General features: G+C 66.0%; 28 protein-coding genes and 1 pseudogene. 2 read left to right on the forward strand and 27 right to left on the reverse strand.

The features are described from left to right. Nucleotides 1-33 precede the first annotated feature (33 nt). Nucleotides 34-885: a hypothetical protein gene (locus ACFQEV_RS04910; RefSeq protein WP_379693131.1), complete on the reverse strand. Its 852-nt coding sequence runs from the start codon at nucleotides 883-885 to the stop codon at nucleotides 34-36. 227 nt (nucleotides 886-1,112) lie between these two features. Here ACFQEV_RS04910 and ACFQEV_RS04915 point away from each other — a divergent pair, with 227 nt between their 5' ends. Beyond that, nucleotides 1,113-1,934, forward strand: coding sequence for a ZIP family metal transporter (locus tag ACFQEV_RS04915; protein ID WP_379693134.1), 822 nt, complete (start codon nucleotides 1,113-1,115; stop codon nucleotides 1,932-1,934). A 29-nt stretch (nucleotides 1,935-1,963) separates the two neighbouring features. Here ACFQEV_RS04915 and ACFQEV_RS04920 read toward each other — a convergent pair. From ACFQEV_RS04920 to ACFQEV_RS04950, 7 genes and pseudogenes are all read right to left on the reverse strand, one after another. Continuing rightward, nucleotides 1,964-2,138 (reverse strand): annotated as a pseudogene (locus ACFQEV_RS04920) (phosphoribosylamine-glycine ligase); the annotation flags it as partial. Between the two features lie 45 nt (nucleotides 2,139-2,183). Continuing rightward, nucleotides 2,184-2,510 carry a hypothetical protein gene (locus ACFQEV_RS04925; RefSeq protein WP_379693136.1) on the reverse strand — a complete coding sequence of 109 codons (327 nt, stop codon included), beginning with the start codon at nucleotides 2,508-2,510 and terminating at the stop codon, nucleotides 2,184-2,186. Next, entirely contained in the window at nucleotides 2,507-3,529 is a 1,023-nt protein-coding gene (locus ACFQEV_RS04930) for a DUF7490 domain-containing protein (protein ID WP_379693138.1), read from the reverse strand. The genes ACFQEV_RS04925 and ACFQEV_RS04930 overlap by 4 nt, the downstream gene beginning before the upstream one ends. Before the next feature lie 123 nt (nucleotides 3,530-3,652). Beyond that, nucleotides 3,653-4,867 carry an MFS transporter gene (locus tag ACFQEV_RS04935; protein ID WP_379693140.1) on the reverse strand — a complete coding sequence of 405 codons (1,215 nt, stop codon included), beginning with the start codon at nucleotides 4,865-4,867 and terminating at the stop codon, nucleotides 3,653-3,655. Nucleotides 4,868-4,960: 93 nt separating this feature from the next. Further along, nucleotides 4,961-6,316, reverse strand: a complete 1,356-nt coding sequence (locus tag ACFQEV_RS04940) for an ornithine cyclodeaminase, nickel-pincer nucleotide-dependent (RefSeq protein WP_379693142.1) — start codon at nucleotides 6,314-6,316, stop codon at nucleotides 4,961-4,963. 57 nt (nucleotides 6,317-6,373) lie between these two features. Then, nucleotides 6,374-7,387 carry an alpha/beta hydrolase gene (locus ACFQEV_RS04945; protein ID WP_379693144.1) on the reverse strand — a complete coding sequence of 338 codons (1,014 nt, stop codon included), beginning with the start codon at nucleotides 7,385-7,387 and terminating at the stop codon, nucleotides 6,374-6,376. Beyond that, complete coding sequence (locus tag ACFQEV_RS04950; protein WP_379693146.1) at nucleotides 7,384-7,731, reverse strand: DUF8159 domain-containing protein; 348 nt, start codon at nucleotides 7,729-7,731, stop codon at nucleotides 7,384-7,386. The genes ACFQEV_RS04945 and ACFQEV_RS04950 overlap by 4 nt, the downstream gene beginning before the upstream one ends. 488 nt (nucleotides 7,732-8,219) lie before the next feature. Here ACFQEV_RS04950 and ACFQEV_RS04955 point away from each other — a divergent pair, with 488 nt between their 5' ends. Continuing rightward, on the forward strand, nucleotides 8,220-9,023 hold the full coding sequence (locus ACFQEV_RS04955) for a CBS domain-containing protein (RefSeq protein WP_379693147.1): 804 nt from the start codon (nucleotides 8,220-8,222) through the stop codon (nucleotides 9,021-9,023). Between the two features lie 21 nt (nucleotides 9,024-9,044). Here ACFQEV_RS04955 and ACFQEV_RS04960 read toward each other — a convergent pair whose 3' ends face one another. The 19 genes from ACFQEV_RS04960 to rpmC form a co-directional block, all read right to left on the reverse strand. Beyond that, nucleotides 9,045-12,227, reverse strand: coding sequence for an MEDS domain-containing protein (locus tag ACFQEV_RS04960; RefSeq protein WP_379693148.1), 3,183 nt, complete (start codon nucleotides 12,225-12,227; stop codon nucleotides 9,045-9,047). Between the two features lie 242 nt (nucleotides 12,228-12,469). Beyond that, on the reverse strand, nucleotides 12,470-13,162 hold the full coding sequence (locus tag ACFQEV_RS04965; protein ID WP_379693150.1) for a hypothetical protein: 693 nt from the start codon (nucleotides 13,160-13,162) through the stop codon (nucleotides 12,470-12,472). A 162-nt stretch (nucleotides 13,163-13,324) separates the two neighbouring features. Beyond that, nucleotides 13,325-14,791 carry a preprotein translocase subunit SecY gene (gene secY / locus ACFQEV_RS04970; protein WP_379693152.1) on the reverse strand — a complete coding sequence of 489 codons (1,467 nt, stop codon included), beginning with the start codon at nucleotides 14,789-14,791 and terminating at the stop codon, nucleotides 13,325-13,327. A gap of 1 nt (nucleotide 14,792) precedes the next feature. Next, complete coding sequence (locus ACFQEV_RS04975) at nucleotides 14,793-15,299, reverse strand: uL15m family ribosomal protein (protein WP_379693155.1); 507 nt, start codon at nucleotides 15,297-15,299, stop codon at nucleotides 14,793-14,795. After that, nucleotides 15,296-15,760, reverse strand: a complete 465-nt coding sequence (locus tag ACFQEV_RS04980) for a 50S ribosomal protein L30 (protein ID WP_379693157.1) — start codon at nucleotides 15,758-15,760, stop codon at nucleotides 15,296-15,298. Before ACFQEV_RS04980 ends, ACFQEV_RS04975 begins: the two co-directional genes overlap by 4 nt. Further along, nucleotides 15,760-16,407, reverse strand: coding sequence for a 30S ribosomal protein S5 (locus ACFQEV_RS04985; RefSeq protein WP_379693159.1), 648 nt, complete (start codon nucleotides 16,405-16,407; stop codon nucleotides 15,760-15,762). The genes ACFQEV_RS04980 and ACFQEV_RS04985 overlap by 1 nt, the downstream gene beginning before the upstream one ends. Next, nucleotides 16,404-16,958 (reverse strand): 50S ribosomal protein L18, encoded by a 555-nt coding sequence (locus tag ACFQEV_RS04990; RefSeq protein WP_379693160.1) that lies wholly within the window; start codon nucleotides 16,956-16,958, stop codon nucleotides 16,404-16,406. Before ACFQEV_RS04990 ends, ACFQEV_RS04985 begins: the two co-directional genes overlap by 4 nt. A gap of 2 nt (nucleotides 16,959-16,960) precedes the next feature. Beyond that, the gene (locus ACFQEV_RS04995) at nucleotides 16,961-17,413 is read right to left on the reverse strand and encodes a 50S ribosomal protein L19e (protein ID WP_379693163.1); all 453 of its coding nucleotides are present in this window, start codon (nucleotides 17,411-17,413) and stop codon (nucleotides 16,961-16,963) included. Beyond that, nucleotides 17,410-18,117, reverse strand: coding sequence for a 50S ribosomal protein L32e (locus ACFQEV_RS05000; RefSeq protein ID WP_379693165.1), 708 nt, complete (start codon nucleotides 18,115-18,117; stop codon nucleotides 17,410-17,412). The genes ACFQEV_RS04995 and ACFQEV_RS05000 overlap by 4 nt, the downstream gene beginning before the upstream one ends. After that, complete coding sequence (locus ACFQEV_RS05005; RefSeq protein WP_379693167.1) at nucleotides 18,118-18,654, reverse strand: 50S ribosomal protein L6; 537 nt, start codon at nucleotides 18,652-18,654, stop codon at nucleotides 18,118-18,120. It abuts the gene before it with no gap. 4 nt (nucleotides 18,655-18,658) lie between these two features. Next, a complete protein-coding gene (locus ACFQEV_RS05010; RefSeq protein ID WP_092532643.1) occupies nucleotides 18,659-19,051 on the reverse strand; it encodes a 30S ribosomal protein S8 in 393 nt (130 codons plus the stop codon). Nucleotides 19,052-19,054: 3 nt separating this feature from the next. Then, nucleotides 19,055-19,231 (reverse strand): 30S ribosomal protein S14, encoded by a 177-nt coding sequence (locus tag ACFQEV_RS05015; RefSeq protein WP_092532646.1) that lies wholly within the window; start codon nucleotides 19,229-19,231, stop codon nucleotides 19,055-19,057. After that, nucleotides 19,228-19,749 (reverse strand): 50S ribosomal protein L5, encoded by a 522-nt coding sequence (locus ACFQEV_RS05020; protein ID WP_379693169.1) that lies wholly within the window; start codon nucleotides 19,747-19,749, stop codon nucleotides 19,228-19,230. The genes ACFQEV_RS05015 and ACFQEV_RS05020 overlap by 4 nt, the downstream gene beginning before the upstream one ends. Continuing rightward, nucleotides 19,746-20,462 (reverse strand): 30S ribosomal protein S4e, encoded by a 717-nt coding sequence (locus ACFQEV_RS05025; protein ID WP_379693172.1) that lies wholly within the window; start codon nucleotides 20,460-20,462, stop codon nucleotides 19,746-19,748. The genes ACFQEV_RS05020 and ACFQEV_RS05025 overlap by 4 nt, the downstream gene beginning before the upstream one ends. Then, entirely contained in the window at nucleotides 20,459-20,818 is a 360-nt protein-coding gene (gene rplX / locus ACFQEV_RS05030) for a 50S ribosomal protein L24 (RefSeq protein ID WP_379693174.1), read from the reverse strand. The genes ACFQEV_RS05025 and rplX overlap by 4 nt, the downstream gene beginning before the upstream one ends. Nucleotides 20,819-20,821: 3 nt before the next feature. Beyond that, on the reverse strand, nucleotides 20,822-21,220 hold the full coding sequence (locus tag ACFQEV_RS05035; RefSeq protein ID WP_092532658.1) for a 50S ribosomal protein L14: 399 nt from the start codon (nucleotides 21,218-21,220) through the stop codon (nucleotides 20,822-20,824). After that, on the reverse strand, nucleotides 21,220-21,546 hold the full coding sequence (locus tag ACFQEV_RS05040) for a 30S ribosomal protein S17 (RefSeq protein ID WP_379693176.1): 327 nt from the start codon (nucleotides 21,544-21,546) through the stop codon (nucleotides 21,220-21,222). The genes ACFQEV_RS05035 and ACFQEV_RS05040 overlap by 1 nt, the downstream gene beginning before the upstream one ends. Further along, the gene (locus tag ACFQEV_RS05045; RefSeq protein ID WP_379693178.1) at nucleotides 21,537-21,956 is read right to left on the reverse strand and encodes a ribonuclease P protein component 1; all 420 of its coding nucleotides are present in this window, start codon (nucleotides 21,954-21,956) and stop codon (nucleotides 21,537-21,539) included. The genes ACFQEV_RS05040 and ACFQEV_RS05045 overlap by 10 nt, the downstream gene beginning before the upstream one ends. A gap of 7 nt (nucleotides 21,957-21,963) precedes the next feature. Further along, complete coding sequence (gene rpmC / locus ACFQEV_RS05050) at nucleotides 21,964-22,182, reverse strand: 50S ribosomal protein L29 (protein ID WP_379693180.1); 219 nt, start codon at nucleotides 22,180-22,182, stop codon at nucleotides 21,964-21,966.

Below are 22,182 nucleotides of genomic sequence, written 5' to 3' on the forward strand. Positions count from 1 at the left end.
AAAGAACTGACCACAGACGGGGCGTTCGGCCGCCTACAACGCGACTGGGCGTCCGTACCGGTCCCGTTCCGCCTCGAAGATGGCGACGTACGGCGACCCCTCCTCGTCGTCCGGGCACGCCGACGTTCGCTCGACGGGGAACGTCTCGCCGGAGAGGTTCGCGCCGTGGAGGTTCAGTTCGACGGGGTACGTCTTCGTCCCGAACGGGGGGACGTGTTCGCCGTAGCCGTCTTGGACGTACACGTTGATGTCGACGGGGCGTTCCGGTTGCCCGGGTTCCGACGGCGGTCGGTACTCGCTCCAGTTGCCCGCGGCGCACACTCGATAGTTCGGAGTCTCGACGCGTTCGGGGAGGGGCGTCGGGTTCGTCACGACGACGGACGCGACGCGCATCCCCTCGTCGTGCGACTCCGCGTACTCGACTTCGCTCGCGGGTCGGAGTTCGTACGCGAGGCCGCCGGTGGTCGCGTCCACGAGGAGGACGGCGACGGTGAGAACCGCGACGACGCCGACGGCGTACGTCGCCCACCGCCCCGTGACGAAGCGTTCGTCCTCGTCGAGTCGGGTGCGGACGAAGAACAGGGCGGCGGCGATGGCCAACAGACCGGCGACGGTCGCCGCGTCGCCCGCGCCGAACGTGCTCACCACCTCGAAGAACAGTCCGACGAACGACGTGACGACGACGCCGTACCCCAACAGGGTCAACTGGTAGTCGTCGGTTCGCTGGGTGATGGCGAACACGCCGGTCAGAAACAGGAGCGTCAACGCCACCTTCGACACCGGCGAGTAGCCCCACCGGACGTTGAAGACGAAAAAGAGGACGGCGACAGTGACGAGGACGGCCGCCGCGCCGTTGAACAGCGTCTCGGAGTCGATGTCGACCATATCCGTTCGTTCACGTCCGCGGACATATACCCCCCGTTGAGACAAACGGCCGTTTTAGTCTCGCCGGACGCGCGAGTCGGGCGAGGCGCGGGCAGACCGCGAACCGACGCCCGGACGCGAGAACCGGCGTCGCACCGGTCGGGCCACGGAACACCGGTACGGTTATTAACACGAACATCGGAGTTAACAACGTGAACGTTATTAACCGCAAAGAAAGAATTCACATCGTGAACCGGATATCACGGCTCGGGCTACTAGCCACGGCGGTGTTGGCAGCGCTCTCGGTGTACGCGGCGGCCTCGGAGTCGTGGAAACTGCTCGGAATCTCGTGGGTGGCATTCCTCGCGATGGCGCTGGCCGCGCCCCTCGGCGCGCGCGCCGTCGGCGAACAGGCCAACGCCCTCGTGTGGGGGTACGGCCTCGCGAGCGGCGCGATGGTGACGAGCGCGGCGGTGTTTCTCGTCCCGCAGGCCATCGGACAGCACCCGCAGTGGGGCGGGTTCGGCATCGCGTTCGGCCTATTGGCGGGCTTCGCCTCCCACACCATCGGCCACCGCCTCGCGCACCTGGACCTCCCGATGGACCGCACGGTGGCGGAACTGTCGGCGCACGCGTTCTCGGCGGGCGCTATCATCGGCATCATCTACGGCAACATGCCCGAACTCGGACCGCTCCTCGGCGTCGCCATCGTCTCGCACAAGGGCCCGGCGGGGTACGCCGCCGCGCGCCGCCTCGTCGGCGACGGACGCCCCGTCTCCGTCCTCCTCGTCCCCGCCTCGGGCGTCGGCATCGCCGCGATGCTGTCGAGCACTATCGCCGTCCCCGCCGCCGATCCGATTCGGGGGCTCGTCTTCGGGTTCGCCGCGGGCGTGTTCCTCCACGTGGCGATGGACTTCCTCCCGCGGTGCGAAATCGGCAGCGAGATCCACGACCTGCTCACGGTGAAGGGCGACGCTCACGCTCTGCTCGACAGGCTCCGCGTCCACGCCGTCGCCAGCACCGCCGTCGGCGGCGCTGCCGTCCTCCTCGCGTGGTTAGTGGTCGTCTGAGTCGGATTTTTCTCTGCGGGTTTCGGCCCGTCGTCGCCCACCCGGACGTCGTCGAAGACGATCACGTCGGCCCACTCGACTTCGGCCTCCCAGTCGTCGGTTTCGGGGACGAAGCCGTCGCCTCTCTCGGTTGCTCTCGGCCCCGACGCGGTACTTCACGTCGCGGCCCTCCTGGCGGACCCGCCACGCGAGGTCGGTTATCAGTGCGGCGTCGGCGGTCGGTGCGGCGCGTCGACGAGTCGGCGGGCGCTACTCCTGCAGTCGCTTCAGTTGGAGCGAGATGCCCAACGCGACGACGAGGAGGACGACGAGGTTGAACGCCGCGAGGAACGGCGCGCGGTACTCGGGGGTGACGAACGTGTTGATGGTCCGCGTCACTGCCGAGTACAGTTGGAACACCGACACCAACGCGACGAGTACCAGGCCCGCGAGGACGGCGTAGTTGAGGTAGCGCTTCAGTTGCTCCGCCGTGGACTCGCCGCCTCCCCGGGAGGGGTCGGGCCACTCCTGTCGGTCGCTCGGTCGGGTGTCGGTAGCGCTGTCGTCGGGGTCGGGGTTAGGGTTCGTGTCGGTCATCGGGTCCACCTCCGGGCGGCGAGGGCCGACGCGAGGAGTGCGACGACTGCGGCGACCGCGCCGAATCCGGGCGTACTCGCGTCCGTCGGTTCGCCTCCCTCCTCGGTCGGCCTGCCTCCGCCGCCGTTTCCGCCGCCTTCGAAGTCCTCCACGCGGAGTTCGACGTCCGTCTCCGTCTCGTTGACGCTGATTCGCTTCGTCGGGTCGAGGTTCGCCGCGGTCCGCGCGGAGTCCACGACCACGCCGTCTTTCAGCAACACGGCGTCCACGTAGTAGTTGTAGTCGCGCGGGACGGTCACCCGCGCCGTCGTCGTCGCGGTTCGACCGGGGCGAATCGCGCCCACGTCGGCCGCCGTCCGCGCGGCGACGATGTTCGACTCCGCCTGCCGAAGGACGAACTGCACCCGCAGGTCCTTCGAGCGACCGTCGCCGCCGTTCGTCAGCGACGCGGCGAGTTCGAGCGTCGTCCGATCGTTCCCCGCGTCCGCCCGCGCGACGGAGAACGAGAGCGGCGGCAGCGCACTCGTCTCGGAGAACCGAACGTCGCTGCGGGCGTACGCGGGCGTCAACGCCTCGAGACCGCTGACGGTCTTTCCGCTCTCGTCCACCCGGCGGTCGTCCCGATAGAGGACTGTCTCGATGCGGTAGCCCCCTTCGCGCTCGACCGTCACGTTCGCCGTCACGGACGTTTCGGCCTCGTCGCGGAGGATCCCCACGTCCACGGTTCGCGTCGTCTCGACCAGCCCGGACTCGGAGTCCACGGCGCGGACGAGGAGCGTGACGTTCTCCGTCGGGTTGCCGCGGTGTTCGATTCGAGTGTCGACCGAGAGGGTGACGGTCCCACCCCGTACTTGCGCGTCGTCGGACCCGATGTTCACCTCCGAGATGCGGATCGGACCGGGTCGGACCGGCCTGTCTTCCGTCGGATCGGCGAGGACGCCGGGGAGAGCCACCGAAGCGAGGAGGGCAACGAGGACTACCCCGACGGCCGCGCCTGCGAGGGCGGCGTCGCGGTTCATACGACGACCGACAGTAGTCCGTGGTATATGTCTTGTGTAAATTCAACCGCACGTGAACGTCCGGCGAGGACGTACTCGGCCCGAGGCGACGGTCGGCGACGCGTCGGAGCGGTGTCCGTCGCGTTACTCCGTCGACCGGCGCAGGCCCTCGCCGGCGAGAACGACGACGAGTCCGGCGGCCGCGAGCATCGCGAACCCCGGAACGAAGGAGTTCGTCTCCTCGCGGAACGTGCCGATGAGTACCGGGCCGAGGAACCCGCCGACTTCGCCGACGGCGAAGACGAATCCCATCGCGGTGCCCGTGAGGCGGGGGCCGATGCCCTCCAAGTCCGGAGGTATCGCCCTCACGAGGGGGGAGATGCCGCCGACGCCCGCGCCGGTGACGGCGACGCCGAGAAAGAGGAGGGGGCCGATACCGCTCAGCGCCGTCCCGAGGACGCCGAGGAACACCACGCTCCCGCACGCCACGAGCGCCGTCCGTCGCGCGGCGTACCGGTCGGCGACGGCGGGCAGGAGCAGGGTGCTGACGGCCGCGGCCGCGACGAACAGGCTCGTCGTCACTCCGGCGCGGTCCGGCGAGAGTCCGCGCGACTCCAGTATCGTCGGGAGCCACCCCTGTATTCCGTGGTTGACGAGGAGGTACATCGTCCCGACGGCGACGACAAACCGAAGCTCCCTGTGAGAGAGGACGAGTCTGAGGTCACGGCCGACCGAGCGCACGGAGAACGACTCGCCCTCGGCGGTGCTGTCGTCGATGCCCGCCTTCCGCGAGATCGCGTACCACAGGAGGGCATAGGCGACGGCGGCGAGACCGCTCCAGAGGAAGAGGGGTCGCCAGCCGCCGAGAAGCGGACCCAACAGCGGACGACCGACGCCGAACGCGCCGGCCGACCCCGCGGCGGCCCCGATGAGGTATATCGAAGAGGGGAGACCGGTCCGCTCCGGGGGAAAGAGGATCGAGACGAGCTTCGGGAGTCCGAACGTGACGGCCGTCGCGCCGACGCCGAGAAGCAGGGTCGACGCCAGCAGGGAGGGGAACCCCAGTGCGACGCTTCGGGCGATCTGGGCGACGCCGTACACGGAGACGCCGGCCGCGAGGCTTCGGCCGGGTCCCACGCGGTCGATGGCGACCCCCGAAAACAGCGCGAGCGGGATGTAGGTCAACGGGACGGCACCGACCAGTAACCCGGCCTGCGTGCCCGTGAGGCCGACGTCCTCGACGATTCGAGAGAGGTAGGCCGGCAGCGAGAACCAGACGAACATCAGACACGTGTACGCGAACGCCGCGACGACGACGAGTCCGTACGCGCGACGAGTCTCGTCCGTGAGGCCCTGCATCGAGAAACTCACGCGAAGGGTACGGATACGAGCCTGTTCACTCTGTGGGTAGCGGGTCGTTCCGACTCTCGGGTGACGCCCCGATGCGGACCGTCAGTTCCCGCCGCAGGGGTAGCCACCGCCGCCGTGACTGTGGCCGCTGCCGTCGCCGTCTTCGTCCCCGCCGTCCGTCTCGTAGTACTCGCTCTCCGCTTTCGCCTCCTCCTCGTTCGCAGGGCCGAGAATCTTGTCCGCCAGCGTCGGGACGAACGTGCCGATGTCCGTCACCATGCCGATGGCTTGGGAACTCCCGCGGTCTAAAAGCTGCGTGACCGTCGCGGGGTTGATGTCCACGCAGACGACGCGGACGTTCGACGGCAGGCAGTTGCCGACGGCCACGGAGTGAAGCAGCGTCGAGAGCATCAGCACCATGTCGGCCTCGTGGGCCTGTTCGCGGATGGCGTTCTGCGCCTCCACCGCGTCGGTGATGGTGTCCGGCAGGGGGCCGTCGTCGCGGATGGAGCCCGCGAGGACGTACGGCACGTCGTTCCGGACGCACTCGTACATCACGCCCTCCTCGACGAGTCCCTCCTCGACGGCCTCCGCGATGCCGCCGGCGCGGATGACCTCGCTTATGGTGTAGATGTGGTGTTTGTGGCCCTTCCGGGGGTGCTCCATCGTCTCCATGTCCATGCCGAGGGAGGTGCCGTAGAGGCCGTGTTCGATGTCGTGGGTGGCGAAGCCGTTGCCCGCCGACAGCATGTCGACGTACCCCTCGCGGATGAGTCGCGCGAGGTCCATCGCGCCGCCGGAGTGGACGAGGGCCGGGCCGGCGACGACCAACACCTCCCCGCCCTCGGCCTTCGTCTCCTCTACGGCCTCGGCGACCTGTTCGATGAGCGATTCGGAGGGGCGTTCCGAGGAGACGCCGCCCTGCATGAAGCCGAACGGGCCGGAGGAGTCGCGGGGGCGTTCCGGCGGTTGCACGCGGATGCCCGCCTCGTCCGTCACCACCAGATCGCCCTCCTCGATGCCGTTCAGCACCTTCGTGTAGGCCCGCGGCCCCTCGCGGTCCTCGGGGTCCGGTTCGACGACGATGGCGCAGTCCATCTCGATGTTCTCGACGTCTATCCACTCGCCGTCGTAGCGGATTTCGGTCGGGTGGTTCGTCGTCGAGTAGAAGCCGTGCGGGACCACCCGGTCGGCGGGCGCGGGTTCGACGTGCGCGTCCACCGGGTCGGTGAGGTTCGCCCCGTTCTGGTGGAGTTCGTGGAGAATCTCCTGCAGTTGGTCCTCGGAGTCGGCGCTTATCGCCATCCGGCAGTACGACGTCTTGTCCTTGTGCTTGCCGACCTCGAACTCCTCGACTTCGAACGACCCGTCGAGGTCCATCACGATACCGAAGGCTCGCTGCATCATCCCGGAGTCGATGATGTGACCCTCGAGTTCGACAGTTCGCGTCGCGGTCATCGGTGAAGGGTTAGGCCGTGCGGTCAAGAAGGTCACGCACCGCCCTCGGCGGGACGCCTACCGCCGGTCCAACGCGCCGTCTAAGAACGCGACGCCGTGGCCGACGGCCTGTTCGAACGTCGCGCCCTCGTAGAGGTCGAAGTGCCCCGCGGGCAGGCGGACGAACGTGGCGTCTGCCACCGACTCCGCCTTCTTCTCTACGGCGTCCGCAGAGACGATGTCGTCGCGTTCGCCGGCGACGAACAGGACGGGGCAGGTGATGGCCTCCGCCTCGTCGCCCGCGGAGTACGTCGCCAGAGAGAGGAGCGACCGGGCGGGCATCTCGTTGTTCCACTCGGAGGCGCGCGGGACCAAATCGAGGTAGCCCGCGCGCGCGCCGGGCGTCGAGAGCAGCGCCGACTCCCCGGTGTCGCCCGTCACGGAGACGGTGTGCGGGTCGGTGACGAGCGACTGGAGTCTGTCGCGGACGCCCGCGAGGACGCCCTTCGCGAGGTAGCCGTACCCGTTTGTCGTCAGGAGCGACCGCCCCGAGAGGACGGGCGTCTGCGCGACGACGGCCCGGACGCGCGCGTCGTCGGCCGCCACGTCGAGGACGTGACCGCCGCCGATGTCGGTCCCCCAGAGGACGAGTCGCCGGGTGTCGAGGTCGTCCCGTTCGCGGACGCCCGCGATGGCCGCCTCCCAGTCGGTTCGCTGCCGCGACGGGGAGACGAGGTTGCGGGGTTCGCCCTCGCTGTCGCCGTGGTTCCGGTAGTCGAACAGGAAGACGGCGTACCCCGACTCGGCCAACCGTTCGGCGTACGCGGGCAGCCCGAACGAGCGTTCGCCCGCGATGCCGCCGGCCATGACGACGACCGGCGGGTCCGCCGGGCGGTCCGGACGGTAGAGCCACCCGGTGCAGCGTTCGCCGCCGCTCTCGAACCCCATCGTCACCTTCGAGAACTCGTAGCGCGACGGGCGGCGGGGCCGAGAGCGGTCGGCCTCCCGGTTCCCCCTCCGTCCTCTGTCCTCGCGCACTCGTTCTCGTCGCTCCGCCCGCTTCCACTCGCCGCGCGCGGTGGGTCGGCTCATTCGCCGCCCTCCAGCGTGTCGAGGACCAGTTCGGAGAAGTCCTCGTCGCTCAGTTCGTACCGGTCGTACTCGCGGAACCACTCGGCTTCGGCGTGCCACGTCCCCTGCACGTCGTCGTTAGCGCGGAGGACGGTCGCCTCGACGCGTTTCGGCTCCCACTCGTCGGCCGTCACCCTCTCGACGAACGTCCTGAGGGCGCGCCCCACCTCGAGGTGGTTCACGCTCTCGCCCGGGAAGGCGGTGAGGTACGCGAGTTCGACCGTCTCGCCCTCGGTATCGAGGGACTCGACGCTGATTCCGTTGCTCCGGAGTTCGCCCTCCACGCCGGTGATGACGCCGTTCATGCCTCCCGGTTGGGAGGGCAGCGGCTAAACGTTTACCGCGCGACAGTTCGGAGAAAACGAAGCCGCCCCGCGAACGGGTCGAGGCCGGGTCGGAGTCGGTAGGCTGACTCCGCCCCGCCGGCAGTGGGACGGTGACGGGAACGCCCCGGGGAGGGCGTCCCCGTCTGGGGTATCGCCGCGGGGTGCGGCGTTCGACCGACCGCCGGACGAGAGACGACACCCGGCGGCGGCGTTCGCGGGGAACGCCTCGGTCACAGTGTGGTGGGTGGTGGTGGCGTGCGGTTCGCACGCGGAACGTCCGGGAAGACGTCCGTGCCACGTCGGAACTCCGGACGCAGGGTTGGGGAAGCCACGCCCGCTTACCGACGTACGTGAGTGACGCGAGTTCGTACATAAATGTACTCTCCCGAATATCATATATGAAAATTGGATAGAGGGATCGAACGGAGGGGTCGATTATACGGTCTCTGCGAACCAACCGGGGGGTGATGCCCCCGACGGAGTTCGACGACGTCAGCGTCGACGCCTACATGAACGAGACGGTAGAGACGGCCCGCCCGGAAGACCGGGTCGCGGACGTCGTCGAACGACTGCGGGCCGGTTCTCGGCGCCGCGGCCTCCCCGTTCTCGACGGAAACGGACGCCTCGTGGGATTCGTCGGCGCGGTAGACCTCCTCGGCGTCCCCGAGGAGGAACCCCTCCGCGCGGTGATGCGTCGGGACCTCGCCGTCGCCCGCCCGGGGATGTCCCTCAGAGACGCCGCCGGCGTCCTCTTCCGGACCGGCCACCGGTTCCTCCCCGTCGTGGACGACGACGCGACGTTCCTCGGCGTCGTCTCCAACGCCGACGTGGTTCGGAGCCAGATAGAGCGCACGACGCCCTCGAAAGTCGAGCGCACGCGGAAGATGCTCGAATCGACCCACGGCGTCAGCGTCGGCGTCGGCGACGGCGTCGTTACGGTCTCGGAGTTGATACCCACGCAGCGCGAGGTGTTCGCCGACGAGTTGGAGGGCCGCGCCTACGAGTTGGAACACGAACTCGCGGAACCGCTCATCGCGCTCGATTACGGCGAGGAGACCCTCCTCGTGGACGGTCACCACCGCGCCCTCGCGGCGCGCGAACTCGACATCGGCGAGATGCGCGCGTACGTCCTCACCGTGGACCCGACCGACGTTCCGGAACTGGGGCTTCGGAAGGTGGCCCGCGTCGGCGGGCTACACTCCATCGCGGACGTGCGGGTGAACGAGGAGGGCCACCACCCGGTCGTCGAGCTGATCGGACTCGGGGTGTAGCTCGACGGTCTTCGACCGAAGTTACTCCTCCGTCGCGGAGAGGGTGAACGAGAACGTCGCCCCCTCGCCGGATTCCGAGTCGACCCATATCTCGCCGTCGTGCCGTTCGACGATGCGCTCACAGAGCGCTAGCCCGATTCCCGTCCCGTCGTACTCCTCGCGACTGTGGAGTCGGTCGAAGACGGTGAATATCTTCTCGTGGTCGTCGGAGTCGATGCCGATGCCGTCGTCGCTGACGGATATCACCCACTCCCGCCCTCGTCGCTCCGCGCCGACGCGGACCCGCGGCGGTTCGTCCCCGCTGTACGTGAGCGCGTTGTCCAACAGGTTTTGGAAGACCTGCCGGAGTTGACCGGCGTCGCCCTCCACGCGGGGGAGTTCTTCGACCTCGATTTCGGCGTCCGTCTCCTCGATTCCGATCTGCAGGTTCTTGAGGGCGTCCTCGATGACGCCGTCCAACTCGACGGGTTCGAGGGGCTCACCGCCGGTTTCGACCCGCGAGTACTTCAGCAGGCCGTCGATCATCTCGCGCATGCGGTCGGCGCCGTCCACCGCGAATTCGAGGAACTCCTCGCCGTCCTCGTCGAGGGCGTCCTCGTATCGCTGTTCGAGCAGTCGGAGGTAGCTCGTCACCATCCGGAGCGGTTCCTGCAGGTCGTGGGAGGCGGCGTACGCGAACCGCTCCAGTCGCTCGTTCGACTGCTGGAGTCGGCCGATCGTCTCCTTCAACTCCCGTTCGTGCTGTTGGCGTTCGAATTCGTACCCGATGCACTGGCCCAGGAGGTCGAGGAACGCCCGTTCGGCGTCGGTGAACCGTCCCTCGCGCGGCGATTCGCTGGCGAAACACAGGGTCCCGCACCCGCCGTCGCCGAGGTCGACGGTCGTCGCGAAGTACGCCTTCAACTGGTACTCCTCGTGAGCGCGGAGTCCGTCTAACCCGGATTCGGTCACGTCCGCGACGGCGAGCGGCGCTGTCGACGAGAGGTGTCGCTCGCAGTAGGTGCCCGACAACGAGTCCACCACGCCCGGCTCGATACGGTCGTGCGGACCGACCGCCGCGACGACCTCGAACTCGCGGGCGTCGGCGTCGATGCGGTTGAGGTACCCGTTTTCGAGGGTGACCCGTTGGCGCCCTAACTCGAGCAGGCGTTCGAGTTTCTCGTCGAACGACGCCCGCGAGTCGGCCACGATATCGTACAACTCCCGCTGATACCGCTCGTGTTTCTTTCGTTCTTCGATGTTCCGAACGAGCGCGAGCACGAGGGTGCGGCCGTCGAGCGTGATCGTAGACCCGGTGACCTCCGCCGGGATGTCGTGGCCGTCCTTGTGGCGACAGTGGAGGTCCTCGCTCCACGCCGACCCGGTTCGGCGCACCTCGTCGAGGAACGCGTCGAACGATTCCAGTTCGTCGGGGTGCAGGTCGGACGGGCGAAGCGACAGGAGTTCGTCGCGCGCGTAGCCGGTCATCGAGGCGGCCGCGGCGTTCGCGTCCACCAGTTCGGCCGCGTCGGGGTCGAGGATGAGGATGGCGTCGTCGCTCTGTTCGAACACCGTCTCGAACCGATTCTTCGTCTGGCGGAGTTCGGCTTCGCGCCGCTTTCGTTCGGTGACGTCGTGCGTAACCGCCACCTGGACGGTCGTCCCGTCTGGTCGCTCGAGGGGCGCCGCGTGGGTTTCCATGTGGCGGCGCGTCCCTTCGAGGCCGACGATGTCGAACTCCAAGGTTCCGCTCTCGCCGCGGCAGACCCGTTCGTTGAACTCGCGGAATCGCTCGCGGTACTCGGGCGCTATCAGGTCGTAGACGCATCTGCCGCTCACGTCCGCGGCCGAGTCCGCCCCCACCATCTCCACTCCGGCGGGGTTCATCTGGAGGAGGGTACCGTCGGGGGCGACGGTCTTGATGCACTCGGGCGTCGTCTCGATGAGCGCGTTCAGGTGCTCCGTTCGCTCGCGGAGTTCGCGCTCGTGCCGTTGGCGCTCGAGTTCGTACTTCACCCACTGCCCCATGAGGTGGACGAACGTGCGCTCCGCGTCGGAGACGGGGTCGTCGCGGGGTTCGGTCGAGATGAACCAGAACGTCCTGTCCTCGTCGCCGTCCATCTCGAGGTGGGTGCCGAGGTACGACTGCACGCCGAACTCTCGGTAGCAGAGGTTGTCCCCGAACCCGGCGCCGACGGGGTCGGTCACGGCGTCGGTGTGGCCGTCGTCCGCCACGATTCGGCAGTACGTCTCCGAGAGGTCCGCCCGCGCACCGGGGACGAGATGGTCGTGGTCGCCGCTCACCGCCTCGACTTCGAAGAGGTCGGTGTCCGAGTCCACCTTCGCCAGTCCGCCGAGTTCCATGTCGAACCGCTCGCACCCCAACTCGAACAGCGCGTGGAGTTTCTTCTCGAACCCGCGAACGGTGTCGGCCGTGATCTCGTAGCACTCCCGGAGGAACCGCTCGCGTTCCTGTATCTCGGCCTTCGCGGCGGCTCGGTCCCGAAGCGTCCGGAGCATCCGGTCGTTCTCGCGAGAGAGGGCGTCCTCGCCGAAGAACTCCTCGGGCGGCGTGTAGTAGAAGTTGTGACACGCCGCGCCGTCGTAGATGAGGTGCGGGTGGCAGCGGACGACGTCCCGGATGGCCTCGGGCGAGAAGCGGTCGCGGTCGTACTGACAGATCGCGAGCGACTCCGTCTCGGCGAACAGCTCGTTGATCTTCTGCTCGTACTCCATGAACCGCTCGATGGACGTGTCGCTGGCCGGAATCCACGTCATCTCGGCGACGATTCGGAGGGCGGCGTACTCCTCGGTGGCCTCGTCGACGGTGTCGGCGTAGAACTCTATCATCTCGTCGACGTCGAACGCGCCGTTCCGGAGGTACGTCTCCTCGACGGTGGGGAACGAGAGGGCACCGGAGTCGACGGCGGCGTCGACATCGATACCGCCCTCGCGGAGGGCCGCTTTCACCTCCCGCTCGGTACTCTCGTCGATGACGTACAGGATTCGTTCCCCGCGGTCGAGTCCGTGGCGGACGAACGGGACCGCGGCGGTGAACTTCTCCTCGGGGGTTTCGTAGACGTGGGCGAAGTGGCCGTTGCAGTGATGGCTGCCGGGTTCCTCGACGGGGCCGTGGAACTCCGGGCCGGACTGGAACGCTTCGAGGCCGACCTCGAGGGTCGCCGCCCCGTCCGACCGTTCGTTCGAGAGGGCGTGCTTGCTCATCCAGCCTCCTCCCCGCCGCATTCGAAACTCGATAGCGTCCCGGCGCAGTCATCGAGACGATGTGCGTGCGTCGCTGAGAAGAGACCCCTCCGCTCGTCCTCCGGCCCGGCCGTCGCTATCGGAGCCCAATTCATTTAGCGGACAGAAGACAGGGGCGGACAAAAGGCCACCGTGTCCCCCGTTCTCACAGTAAGGGGGTGTTTCGGTGGCGAGGCAATAGAACAGTACCGTTGTGTCTATTCTCAAGCGTATGGTGTTCGGGGATAGCTCGTACCTACAGATTCAACGTCTTCTTCGTTCCCCTGTTCGCGCAGAATCTCTAATACATCCTCCTTCTGGGAATACAATCCGTCTGTCTGCCGTTTCAAACGCCCGCTAAACTGCGCAATATCGCTCTCTCGCTCACCAGCCTCAAATGCCTGCGTAACGCTCGCAACAGTCCGCTGGACTTTGTGAACGTCATTATAGTACGTAATCACCTCGCCAATATCGGAGACATCTAACAGCCCGATCTTGTCAAGGTTGGCATCGTAAATATCGGTGGAGAGGTCTATCTTAGAAAGCTCGTCTAACTCGTTAACATATGGGAGTGCAAGAATACCGGCACCCCACGAGATAGCCTTCTTCTGTTCTTCTGAGAGACTCTCAAAATGATCTTCATCTCCCGCTCTTTTCATCCCCTCTTTCATTCCGTCGAGGATGTTACTCTCACGGTCGTCCTGTGAGCCGAGGTCTTTTAGTTTCTCTGCGAATGTATCCAGGGCTTCGATGTCCATTGAGTCGATTTCTGCGATGAGCGCCTGTCGCAGGCGTTGTTCTTCGGCTTCTTGTTGGCGGTTGTGGAGCTCGTAGGTACTGTAGAGGCTGACTGCTGCACCGGTGAGTGTCGCGAGGAGAGTGACCGCTGCGGTTAGGAGAGCGGATTCGGAGACCATCCTATGTCTACATGGCTGAGTCTCCGAGAAGTACCTTCCTTCAGCTAAGTGTCAGTTCAGTGTTTTGGAACGCCAGCTTATTTTCACGAGTTTTAGCTGGAACGACGCTGTCGCTACGAAGCTAAATAACGCAAAAATCACCGCTTTGAGTGGAGATTGAGTTTAATCTCCGAACATCTGGCGCATCATCGGGTGCATCTCCATGAGTTGCTCCTCGGCGATCTCCTCGTACAGCTTGTACGTGATGGAGACCGTAAGCAGCAGTCCCGTACCGGAGACTTGGCCGATGGTGCCCAGCATGTTCGCCATGACCGCGAGCAGACCGACGAGCGCGCCGCCGATGACGGTCACCTGCGGGATGTACCGCTCCATCACCTTCTCGATGACCTGCGGGTTCCGTCGGAAGCCCGGAATCTGCATCCCGGAGTTCTGAATCTGCTTTGCGGTCGACTCCGGACCCATCCCCGTCGTCTCGACCCAGAAGATGGCGAAGATAGCGCCACCGACGATCATGAACGTCAGGTCGATGAGCACGCGGACGATGATCTGGGCGGGGTCCGCGGAGGTGAACCCGAGGAACCACATCCAGTCGGCCCGCGATTGGATGGGAGCGAGGTAGTAGAACAGGCCGCCGGTGACCTGTCCGCCGTTGTACGAACCGAGCCACGCCGGCATCCCGGCCCACGAGTTGTGCAGGATCTGACCCAGGAACTGGATGTTCGCCTGAAGCGCGCGGACGAGGATCATCGGCAGGACGCTCGCGTAGATGAGCTTCACCGGGAAGCGACCGCGGGCACCCTTCACGCGTGCGTGCGAGAGGGGTATCTCCACGCGGACGCTCTCGGCGTACACGACGATCGCGAAGATGAGCACCGTCGTGATGAGCGCGAGCAGTTGGCCCTGTCCGAGGAAGATGTCGGACAGGCCGCCCGGCGAGAGCGGCGACCCGATGTCGGTCGCACCCGTGAGGATGCCGATCCACGTCGGGAAGAGGCCGGAGTTCCCGCCGAGCGCTTGCCAGCTGAACAGCCCGGCGACGAGCTGCTGGCTCACGCCCGCGATGATGAACAGTCCGACGCCGGACCCGACTCCCCACTTGCTCACGATTTCGTCCATGAACAGGATGAGGACGCCGCCGACGAACATCTGAGCGAAGATGAGCGTCTTCACGCCCCCGACGCCGATGCCCAGCGACCGGGCGACGGACTGGTCGGCGGGCAGGAATCCGCCCGCGAACACCATCGGCAGACCGGTCAGACAGATCATCACGACGACCAGCAGCTTCTGCAGCCCCTGATAGAGCACTTGATCGCGGGGGTCGTCGGTGTCGAGTCCTAGCAGGTCGGCCCCACCCAACAGCTGCAGGACGATGCTCGCCGTGACGATGGGACCGATACCTAACTGCAGTATCGATCCCTGCTGTCCAGCGAGTATACTACGGAACTGTCCGAACAAGTCGGTCGATGACGTCGTATCCAGTCCGAATAGCGTGACGTTCGTGAGGAAAAAATACATCACGAGGATGCCAGCTGTCCACGCGAGCTTCCGGCGGAACGGGACGTGTCCCTCCGGACGCACGACTGCGGGCATCCGCGTCAGCACCGGTTCGGCGGCCTCCTTCCATCCCATGTTACTCTTCCGAGCCTTCCTCGTCGGTGTTGTTATCTTCTTCGACTTCGTCCTCGGCGGCTTCTTCGGCGCGTTCGGACAGCTCTGCGCTTCCGTCGGCCGATTCGATCAGCTCGACCGCACCGGCGGTGAACGCGTCGGCGACGACGTGCAGCTCCTGTCGGACCTGTCCGCCGCCGAGCACTTTCACCACGTCCGCCTCGTAGCCGTCCTCGGCCACGTCGCGGGCGTCGATGTGGTACGCGTCGCCGTCTTTCTCCGCGACGCCGTCGGCCGCCAGCAGGGCGGCGTCCTCGTCCAGCTTCTGGACCTTCACTTCGACGACGGTGTCTTGGGCGTCTTCCGGGCGCTTGAAGCCGTGTTTTCCGAGCGGTTCGTAGTTGTGGAACTCGTGCTTGGCGCGTCCCGCGCGGCCGCGGCCGCCACGGTGACCGGCGCCGCGCCGGTTCTTGTGGGTGCCGCCGCCGTGGGTGCGAGACCCGCGTTGGCGTCGTTTCTTGGACGTCATCGCATATCCTCCAGCAGTTCGTTTATCTGCTCTGTGGTATGCTTTCCGAGTTGGCCGCCCTCCTTGGTGACGTGCTTCTGGCCTCGGTGGCCGCCGCGCGGGGGGTGAAGCCGGAGCACCGGCGAGATTCCCTGCTCGCGGAGCGTCGTCTCCTCGTCGACGAGCGCCTGCGCGAGCGCCGAGAGGTCGTCGTAGTCGGTGTTCTCGGAGATCCACTCGTCGTCCACGTTGACGGAGCCCTCCTCGGGCTCCGCGCGCTTTCGCAGCACGGTCTCGACGGCGTCCACGGTGGGTTCACCGTGGGCGACGTAGTCGTTGACCTTCGTTATCATGCCGCGGTACGTCTCCGTCTCCGGAACGAACGTACAGTGGTTGACGCTGTGGACGTTCAGCATCTTCAGCGTGTCGCGGACGGCGTCGCTCATGTTGACGTCGCCGCGGAGTTGGACGATCGCCTGCATTATTCGTCCGCCTCCCGCTGAACCTTTCGCGCACGACGGGGAACCCGGGACTGCGACGCGTTCTGCAGCGCGTTGTACGTCGCCTTCGCGAGGTTGACCGTCGTACGGGTGTTTCCGTTCGAACGGGTCCAGGCGTCCTGCACGCCGGCCAGTTCGAGGATGTTGCGGACCGTCTCGGCGGCCGCGAGGCCGAGGCCCTGCGGAGCGGGCATGATTTCGACCGTCACGGAGCCGGCCTTACCGGTGGCCTTGCGCGTGAGCGAGTTCACGCCGCCCGCGGAGTCCTCCCAGGACCCCGAACCGCGGTCCACTTTGATCATGTTCAGCTTCGCCACGCCGATAGCCTTCTGGATGGCCGATCCGACCTGGTCGTCTCGCGCCTCGGCGTAGCCGAGGTAGCCGTCGCGGTTACCGACCGCGACGACGCAGCGGAACTTCACGCGGCGACCGGAGTCGGTCATGCGCTGGACCATGTTGATGTCGAGCACCTCGTCGTCCAGTCCGGGGAGGAGCTGGTCGACGATTTCGGACTCCTTGAGCGGAAGTCCCGTCTCGAGCGCTTGGTCCATGGACGTGACGTCTCCGTTCTGTACCATGCGGCCGAGCCGCGTGCGCGGCTCCCAGCCGTTGTCGTTACGTTGGCTCATTCGTCCTCCTGTAGTCGCGCGAGCATCTCGTCGAAGTGCTCGGGCAGTTCTGTGGCGTCGAAGTCCCCGCCGTAGAGCGGTTCGTCGAGCTGTTCTGCGTACTCGGCGATGTGCTCGCCGCGGTTACGCGACCAGTCGGCGAGAACCGCTTCGTTGTGGGGGATTTCGAGCCCCGCGTCGATTGCACCTTCCTGTACTGCGAATACCTTGTTGCCGGGGGTAGCCGTGTTGAGGCCGATGTCGAGGACCGCTTCCTCGAGACCGGCTTCGCGTGCGCGCAGGCCCGCGAGGTACCCCGTGAGGTACGCGCTGGGAATGTTGCCCGTGGGGGCTTCCCAGCCGTACTCTTCGAGGTCCTCGGAGCTCGCGGCCGCGTGCGTCGTGTCGCCGTCCGGACCGGGCGAGATCAGCTGCGCCCTGACGTGCTTGTTGCTCACGCGAGCAACGAGGCGGGGCTTGCCCGATTTCAGCAGGCGCAACCTCTGGTGGTAGTCCGTCCGAACTTCGCGGCGGCGACGCATCGGCACCTTGTAGCGTGGTCCTGTCGCCATTGTTAGATCTCCACGTCGTAGTTGTTCCGAATGTACGCTTCGAGTCGGTCGACGCTGTCGAACTCGCCGCCGGACGCCTTGTTGTACAGCGTGCGGTACTGCGTCGGCGTCAGCGGTCCGTCGTCCCGAAGCTCCTTCAGGCGACGGCGCTGGGCGCGGATCCGACTGACCCACTCGTCTTTTCTGTTCTTCCGGCCGCCGGACTTCCCTTTGCGGGAGCCGGGGCCCTTGCGGTGACCGTAGGCGCGCTTCGCCGCGCGCTCGCGGGCACGACCCTTGGAGTTACCTTTCGCGTCTTCGACGCGAATCGTGCCTTGATCGACGAGCTCGCGGATGTCCTCGCGCGTGATGGCCTCCGCTATCTCTGCCTGTTCCTCCGGGTCGAACCAGATGCGGCTCTTACCGACGTCGAGGACGTCGGCAGCCATCCGGCGCTGTGCCTTCAGATCGGTCATTCCTCGCTCACCTCGACTTCGACGTAGGTGGGGTTGAGGACGCGAATCTCGCGTTCCTCGGCCTCCTCCTCGATGCGCTCGCGCTTGCGAGCGCCGACGGCGGAGGCGATGCGGACGGCCTCCGTGGCCGGGTCGACGCCTTCGAGGTCGTCCGCGTTGTGCACGCGGACCTCCTCGAAACCGGAGGGGTGCAGGTCGCGTGCGGCCTTCGGCGAGCGGAATCCCGCCTGAACCTTCGGACCCTTGCCCTTGACGCCGCGGCGCTGCTTCGAGAGGCCGCCGCGGGGACGCCGCCACGATTCGGGCGTTCGCTTCTTCTTGTGGTAGTCCTGCCGCCGGAAGGCGGGCTTGCCCTCGCGGTGCTTCTGTGCGAGCGCGGCCGCCTTCTCGTCGTCGAGTTCGGGCGTCTTGTCGGCGTGGCCGCGGGGACGGAGTTCCGTCTCGACGTCCTCTTCGGCTTCGGCCTCCTCCTCGCCTTCGTCTTCGACTTCGGCTTCGGTCTCTTCTTGGACTTCGAGTCCGCCGACGTCGGCCTTGATGCGGGCCGCGAGGGCGTTACCGACGCCCTCGACGTCGGCGAGTTCCGACTGACTCGCAGCCTTCACGTCTTCTATCGTCTCGTAACCGGCTTCGCGGAGCGCCTCGGCCTTCGAGGGTCCGACGCCGCTTATGTCTTCGAGTTCCTGAATTTCGTCGGCGGACATTTAGGCACCACCCACCTGGGGTTTCTCGGTGATGTAGACACCGTCCTGGAACACGCGCGTGTCCTTGTCCTTCACGCGCGTGAGCTGTTCGATGTCTGCGGCGGTCTGCCCGACGTCCTCCTTCGAGGGGCCGGACAGCGTGATCTCTTCGCCGTCGACCTGTACTTCGGTCGCGCCGCGAATCTTCGCGCGGCGCGGCGACTTCTCGCCGAGGAAGTTCTCGATGACAACCTCGCTCCCTTCCACGTTCACCTGCATCGGGAAGTGGGCGTAGAAGACTTCCATCTTGTACTCCCACCCCTCGGTGACGCCGTGGAGCATGTTGGTCACGTGGCTCTCGAACGTTCCAACCGTGGCGTTCGTCTTCGCGTCGGTGTTCTCCGACTCGATGACGACCGTACCGTCTCCGACATCGACGCTGATGTCGGGGTACCAAAGCGTCTTCGTGACGCTACCGTTCGGTCCTTCCACGGTGAGGTCGAGGTTCTTGACCTCGGCCGAGACGTCGTCCGGAATGTCGATTTCGATTCTGTTCATTGGCTCAGTAGACGTAGGCGATTACTTGGCCACCGATGCCCTGTTCGCGGGCCTCGTAGTGGCTCATGACGCCGTGGCTCGTCGTGACGATGAGCGTCCCGTAGTCGCGGGCGGGGAGGAACCGCTTCTCCCACTTCTCGAACTCGTCTGCGCCCGCGGAGTAGCGGGGCTTGACGGCGCCACATTCGTTGATCGCGCCTTTCAGTTCGACCTCGAACGTACCGGCTTTCCCGTCGTCGACGAACTCGAAGCCGTCGACGTACCCGCGGTCGTAGAAGACCTCGAGCACGGAGCCGATTACGTTGGAGGCGGGCTGTACCGTGTGGGACAGATGCCCGACGCTCTCGGCGTTGTTCACGCCTGCGAGCGCGTTCGCGAGTGGGTCATTTCCTGCCATAGTCTATCGGTACTTCTTGAATCCCATGCTGCGAGCGACCTCGCGGAAGCACTGGCGACAGAGGAAGATGTCGTACTTGCCGACGAGGCCCTGCTTGCGGCCGCAGCGTCGGCACTCCTTCTCTTGGCCGGTACGCCGTGCGGCGTGCTCGCCCGTCTGTTCTGTTTCGCTTTCGCTCATTCTGTGACCTCCACGTCGAATTCGGATTCGACGAACGCGACGGCGTCCTCGACGCTCATCCGGTGCGCGTTCGGAATCGAGCGCGTGACCTTGTCACGCTTCTTCACGCGGTATCCGGGGCGGACGAGGTTGACCGTCACGTCCAGCCCGTAGATACCGATCTGCGGGTCGTACTCCTGGGAGGGGAACTCGGTGTGCTCCTCGACGCCGAAGCTGAAGTTCCCCGTCTCGTCGAACATCTTCCGTCGGACGTTCGCGAGGGGAAGCGCCGTCTCGAGGAACTCGACCGCCGCGTCGCCGCGGAGGGTGACCTTCGTTCCGATGGGGTCACCGCGCCGCGCGCCGAACGGCGTCGCGTCGCTCGAAGCGAGCGTCTGCACGGACTCTTGGCCCGTGATCTCCTCTAAGATGTCCTCCGCGTTGGCGAGTTCGCGCCCGCCTTCGCCGACGCCCATGTGGACGACGACCTTCTCGATCTGCGGCTTGCGCATCTCGTGGAACTCGGCGGACTCGCTCATTCGTCGTCACCTCCGTCGGTGAAGTTCTCGTCGATGACGACGACGTACTGTTCGACCGTCTCGAACTCGCCGTCCTCCGTCTCGACGGTGACGGCGTTGTCGCCGCTTCCGGGCGTGACGATTATCTCGGAGACGGTGCCGACTTCCCCGGAGTGGGTGCCGTCGACGGCCGTCACGAGTGCGCCCTCCTCGTAGGGGAAGTGCGCGACGACGTCCTTCGTCTCGTTGTCGACGACGAGGGAGTCGCCGGTGCTGTACTCGGCGGCCTCGTCGGCGTCTTCGAGACGGATGTTCGCGCCGTCGTGGAGCGTGATCTGCGTCGCGCCGCCCTTGACGTTCTGCTTCCGAACGATCTTGCCGAGGCGGCTGTCCGCCGATTCGGCGTCGATGGGCGTGAGCGCGAGACGGCCACCCTGCTCGGGGAAGACGCGGAAGTACTCCTCCCGCTGGGTGAACGCGACGATGTCGAACATCCCGACGGGACGCTGTTCGTCGCTGACCGTGTCGCCGTTGATGAGCACGTTGCCCTCGTTGAGAGCGTAGCGCGCTTCCTTCTTCGAGTCCACGTAGCCGAGGACGTCGCGCAGCAGGATGAGGAGGGGGACCCCGTCCTCACCGTGCGGCCCGGCGCCGGCCTTGACCGTGAACGTGTTCTCTTTGCGCTCGATCGGCCACGAGTTCGGGGCCGACAGTCGCTTCTGGTGTCGCGTCATTCGTTATCCTCTCCGTTGAGACGCGCCTCGCGACGCTCGTCTTCGAGGTCCAGTTCGACGACGCGAAGGTTGCTCGAGTCGAGCGGACGGGGGACTTCCTCGCCGTCCGCCTTCGCGACGGTCACGTCTTCTACGTGCACGACCGCGTCCTTGAGGTCGACGTCGACGACTTCGGCTTCCGTCCCGGCGTGGTCGCCGCGGAGCACTTCTACCGTGTCGCCGACGTTGACGCGGACGCTCCGCCGTCCGTACTCCTCGCGGAGGTCGTCGGACAGCGTCGCGCGGACCTGCTTCTGACGTTCGTGCAGAGGCGCGTTCTGCGTCTGCTTTCGCTGTTTGCTTGGTTGTCTCGTCATAGTCTATACGATCATCGTCGCTGTGGACGCGATGCTTCCGAAGCGCTCGGCAACTTCGCGCGCGATGGGACCCTTGATCTCGGTCCCGCGAGGCTCCTCCATCTCGTCGATGATGACGGCGGCGTTGTCCTCGAACTTCACGCGCGTGCCGTCGGGCCGGCGGATGGACTTCCGCTGGCGGATGATGACGGCTTCGAGCACTTGGCGACGCATCTCCGGCGTACCCTTGGTCACCGAGACGGTGACCTTGTTACCGATGCCCGCTTTGGGCTGTCGATTCTTCGTACCCGAGTAGCCGGCCACGCTGATGACCTTCAGTTCGCGTGCGCCGGTGTTGTCGGCGCAGTTGATGAGCGAACCGCGGCCGACGCCCTTCGTGACGTCCGCCTTCAGTGCTTCCATCAGTCGTCACCTCCGACGATCTCGACCACGACGTGAGCCTTGGTCTTCGAAAGCGGTCGGGTTTCTGCGATACGTACCGTGTCGCCTTCCGCGAGGTCCATGCACGGGGGTGCGTGGGCCGGAATGCGACTACGCCGCTTCATGTAGCGGTCGTACTTGGGGACGCGAACGTCGTATTCGCGCTCCACAACGACGGTTTTCTCCATGTCAGTGGAGGCGACTGTACCCTCGAGCGTCTGTCCTCGCACGGAAAGCGTTCCGTGGAACGGACAGTTCGCGTCGGAGCAAGCCTCCTCCGGTTCTTCTACGTTCAGTCCTATCGCCATGTTGTGTCACCTGCCTTCTCTGTTCGCAAGGCGGGTCGTGAGAGCAGACGTGCGCCATCCACCGTAACGTAGGCCGCGCCCTGGCAACCGTCAGACTGACCGGCTAATCCGCCGGCAGTTTCCGAGGGAAGTTTGGACGCGGTCCCCGACGCCTTCTCGGCGTCGGCGGCTTCATCTGTGCGCACGGACCCCGTGTCGGGGTCTGTCGCGGACGGAATCTCGAACCGCAGGGTCGCGCCCTGCTTCGGCACCTGACTGACCCGAGAGCCCGTGTCGACGTGCAGCGTGCGCATCGTCTCGACGACGATACGCCCCGCTATCCCGACCAAGTCGGGGTTCGCGGCGTCTACGACCTCCACGCGGAGGCCGTTGAGTTCGTGTCGCGTGAGGGTCTCGGGTGTCAGTGCCATCGGTTCGTTACTCCTCTTCGTCGTCGAAGTCGCCCTCTTCGCGCTGAATCGTCTTGATGCGCGCGATGGTCGACTTCAGTTCGCTGACGCGGCCGGGGTTCTCCGGCGCGCCGCCGGCCGCCTGCACGGCCTTCGTGTTCAGCAGTTCCGTTTCGAGCTCCTCGACTTCCGCCTCGCGTTCGGCGGGAGTCATGTCTCGAATCTCTTCGGGGTAGAGTATCGCCAT

The sequence above is a fragment of the Halopelagius fulvigenes genome (genome assembly GCF_042662625.1).
Classification (GTDB): Archaea; Halobacteriota; Halobacteria; order Halobacteriales; family Haloferacaceae; genus Halopelagius; species Halopelagius fulvigenes.

What these genes read in the sequence shown, in the direction of transcription:
- ACFQEV_RS04910 (WP_379693131.1), bottom strand. Translation starts at nt 885, where the DNA reads ATGGTCGACATCGACTCCGAGACGCTGTTCAACGGCGCGGCGGCCGTC.
- ACFQEV_RS04925 (WP_379693136.1), bottom strand. Translation starts at nt 2,510, where the DNA reads ATGACCGACACGAACCCTAACCCCGACCCCGACGACAGCGCTACCGAC.
- ACFQEV_RS04930 (WP_379693138.1), bottom strand. Translation starts at nt 3,529, where the DNA reads ATGAACCGCGACGCCGCCCTCGCAGGCGCGGCCGTCGGGGTAGTCCTC.
- ACFQEV_RS04935 (WP_379693140.1), bottom strand. Translation starts at nt 4,867, where the DNA reads ATGCAGGGCCTCACGGACGAGACTCGTCGCGCGTACGGACTCGTCGTC.
- ACFQEV_RS04940 (WP_379693142.1), bottom strand. Translation starts at nt 6,316, where the DNA reads ATGACCGCGACGCGAACTGTCGAACTCGAGGGTCACATCATCGACTCC.
- ACFQEV_RS04945 (WP_379693144.1), bottom strand. Translation starts at nt 7,387, where the DNA reads ATGAGCCGACCCACCGCGCGCGGCGAGTGGAAGCGGGCGGAGCGACGA.
- ACFQEV_RS04950 (WP_379693146.1), bottom strand. Translation starts at nt 7,731, where the DNA reads ATGAACGGCGTCATCACCGGCGTGGAGGGCGAACTCCGGAGCAACGGA.
- ACFQEV_RS04955 (WP_379693147.1), top strand. Translation starts at nt 8,220, where the DNA reads ATGCCCCCGACGGAGTTCGACGACGTCAGCGTCGACGCCTACATGAAC.
- ACFQEV_RS04960 (WP_379693148.1), bottom strand. Translation starts at nt 12,227, where the DNA reads ATGAGCAAGCACGCCCTCTCGAACGAACGGTCGGACGGGGCGGCGACC.
- ACFQEV_RS04965 (WP_379693150.1), bottom strand. Translation starts at nt 13,162, where the DNA reads ATGGTCTCCGAATCCGCTCTCCTAACCGCAGCGGTCACTCTCCTCGCG.
- secY (WP_379693152.1), bottom strand. Translation starts at nt 14,791, where the DNA reads ATGGGATGGAAGGAGGCCGCCGAACCGGTGCTGACGCGGATGCCCGCA.
- ACFQEV_RS04975 (WP_379693155.1), bottom strand. Translation starts at nt 15,299, where the DNA reads ATGACGTCCAAGAAACGACGCCAACGCGGGTCTCGCACCCACGGCGGC.
- ACFQEV_RS04980 (WP_379693157.1), bottom strand. Translation starts at nt 15,760, where the DNA reads ATGCAGGCGATCGTCCAACTCCGCGGCGACGTCAACATGAGCGACGCC.
- ACFQEV_RS04985 (WP_379693159.1), bottom strand. Translation starts at nt 16,407, where the DNA reads ATGAGCCAACGTAACGACAACGGCTGGGAGCCGCGCACGCGGCTCGGC.
- ACFQEV_RS04990 (WP_379693160.1), bottom strand. Translation starts at nt 16,958, where the DNA reads ATGGCGACAGGACCACGCTACAAGGTGCCGATGCGTCGCCGCCGCGAA.
- ACFQEV_RS04995 (WP_379693163.1), bottom strand. Translation starts at nt 17,413, where the DNA reads ATGACCGATCTGAAGGCACAGCGCCGGATGGCTGCCGACGTCCTCGAC.
- ACFQEV_RS05000 (WP_379693165.1), bottom strand. Translation starts at nt 18,117, where the DNA reads ATGTCCGCCGACGAAATTCAGGAACTCGAAGACATAAGCGGCGTCGGA.
- ACFQEV_RS05005 (WP_379693167.1), bottom strand. Translation starts at nt 18,654, where the DNA reads ATGAACAGAATCGAAATCGACATTCCGGACGACGTCTCGGCCGAGGTC.
- ACFQEV_RS05010 (WP_092532643.1), bottom strand. Translation starts at nt 19,051, where the DNA reads ATGGCAGGAAATGACCCACTCGCGAACGCGCTCGCAGGCGTGAACAAC.
- ACFQEV_RS05015 (WP_092532646.1), bottom strand. Translation starts at nt 19,231, where the DNA reads ATGAGCGAAAGCGAAACAGAACAGACGGGCGAGCACGCCGCACGGCGT.
- ACFQEV_RS05020 (WP_379693169.1), bottom strand. Translation starts at nt 19,749, where the DNA reads ATGAGCGAGTCCGCCGAGTTCCACGAGATGCGCAAGCCGCAGATCGAG.
- ACFQEV_RS05025 (WP_379693172.1), bottom strand. Translation starts at nt 20,462, where the DNA reads ATGACGCGACACCAGAAGCGACTGTCGGCCCCGAACTCGTGGCCGATC.
- rplX (WP_379693174.1), bottom strand. Translation starts at nt 20,818, where the DNA reads ATGACGAGACAACCAAGCAAACAGCGAAAGCAGACGCAGAACGCGCCT.
- ACFQEV_RS05035 (WP_092532658.1), bottom strand. Translation starts at nt 21,220, where the DNA reads ATGGAAGCACTGAAGGCGGACGTCACGAAGGGCGTCGGCCGCGGTTCG.
- ACFQEV_RS05040 (WP_379693176.1), bottom strand. Translation starts at nt 21,546, where the DNA reads ATGGCGATAGGACTGAACGTAGAAGAACCGGAGGAGGCTTGCTCCGAC.
- ACFQEV_RS05045 (WP_379693178.1), bottom strand. Translation starts at nt 21,956, where the DNA reads ATGGCACTGACACCCGAGACCCTCACGCGACACGAACTCAACGGCCTC.
- rpmC (WP_379693180.1), bottom strand. Translation starts at nt 22,182, where the DNA reads ATGGCGATACTCTACCCCGAAGAGATTCGAGACATGACTCCCGCCGAA.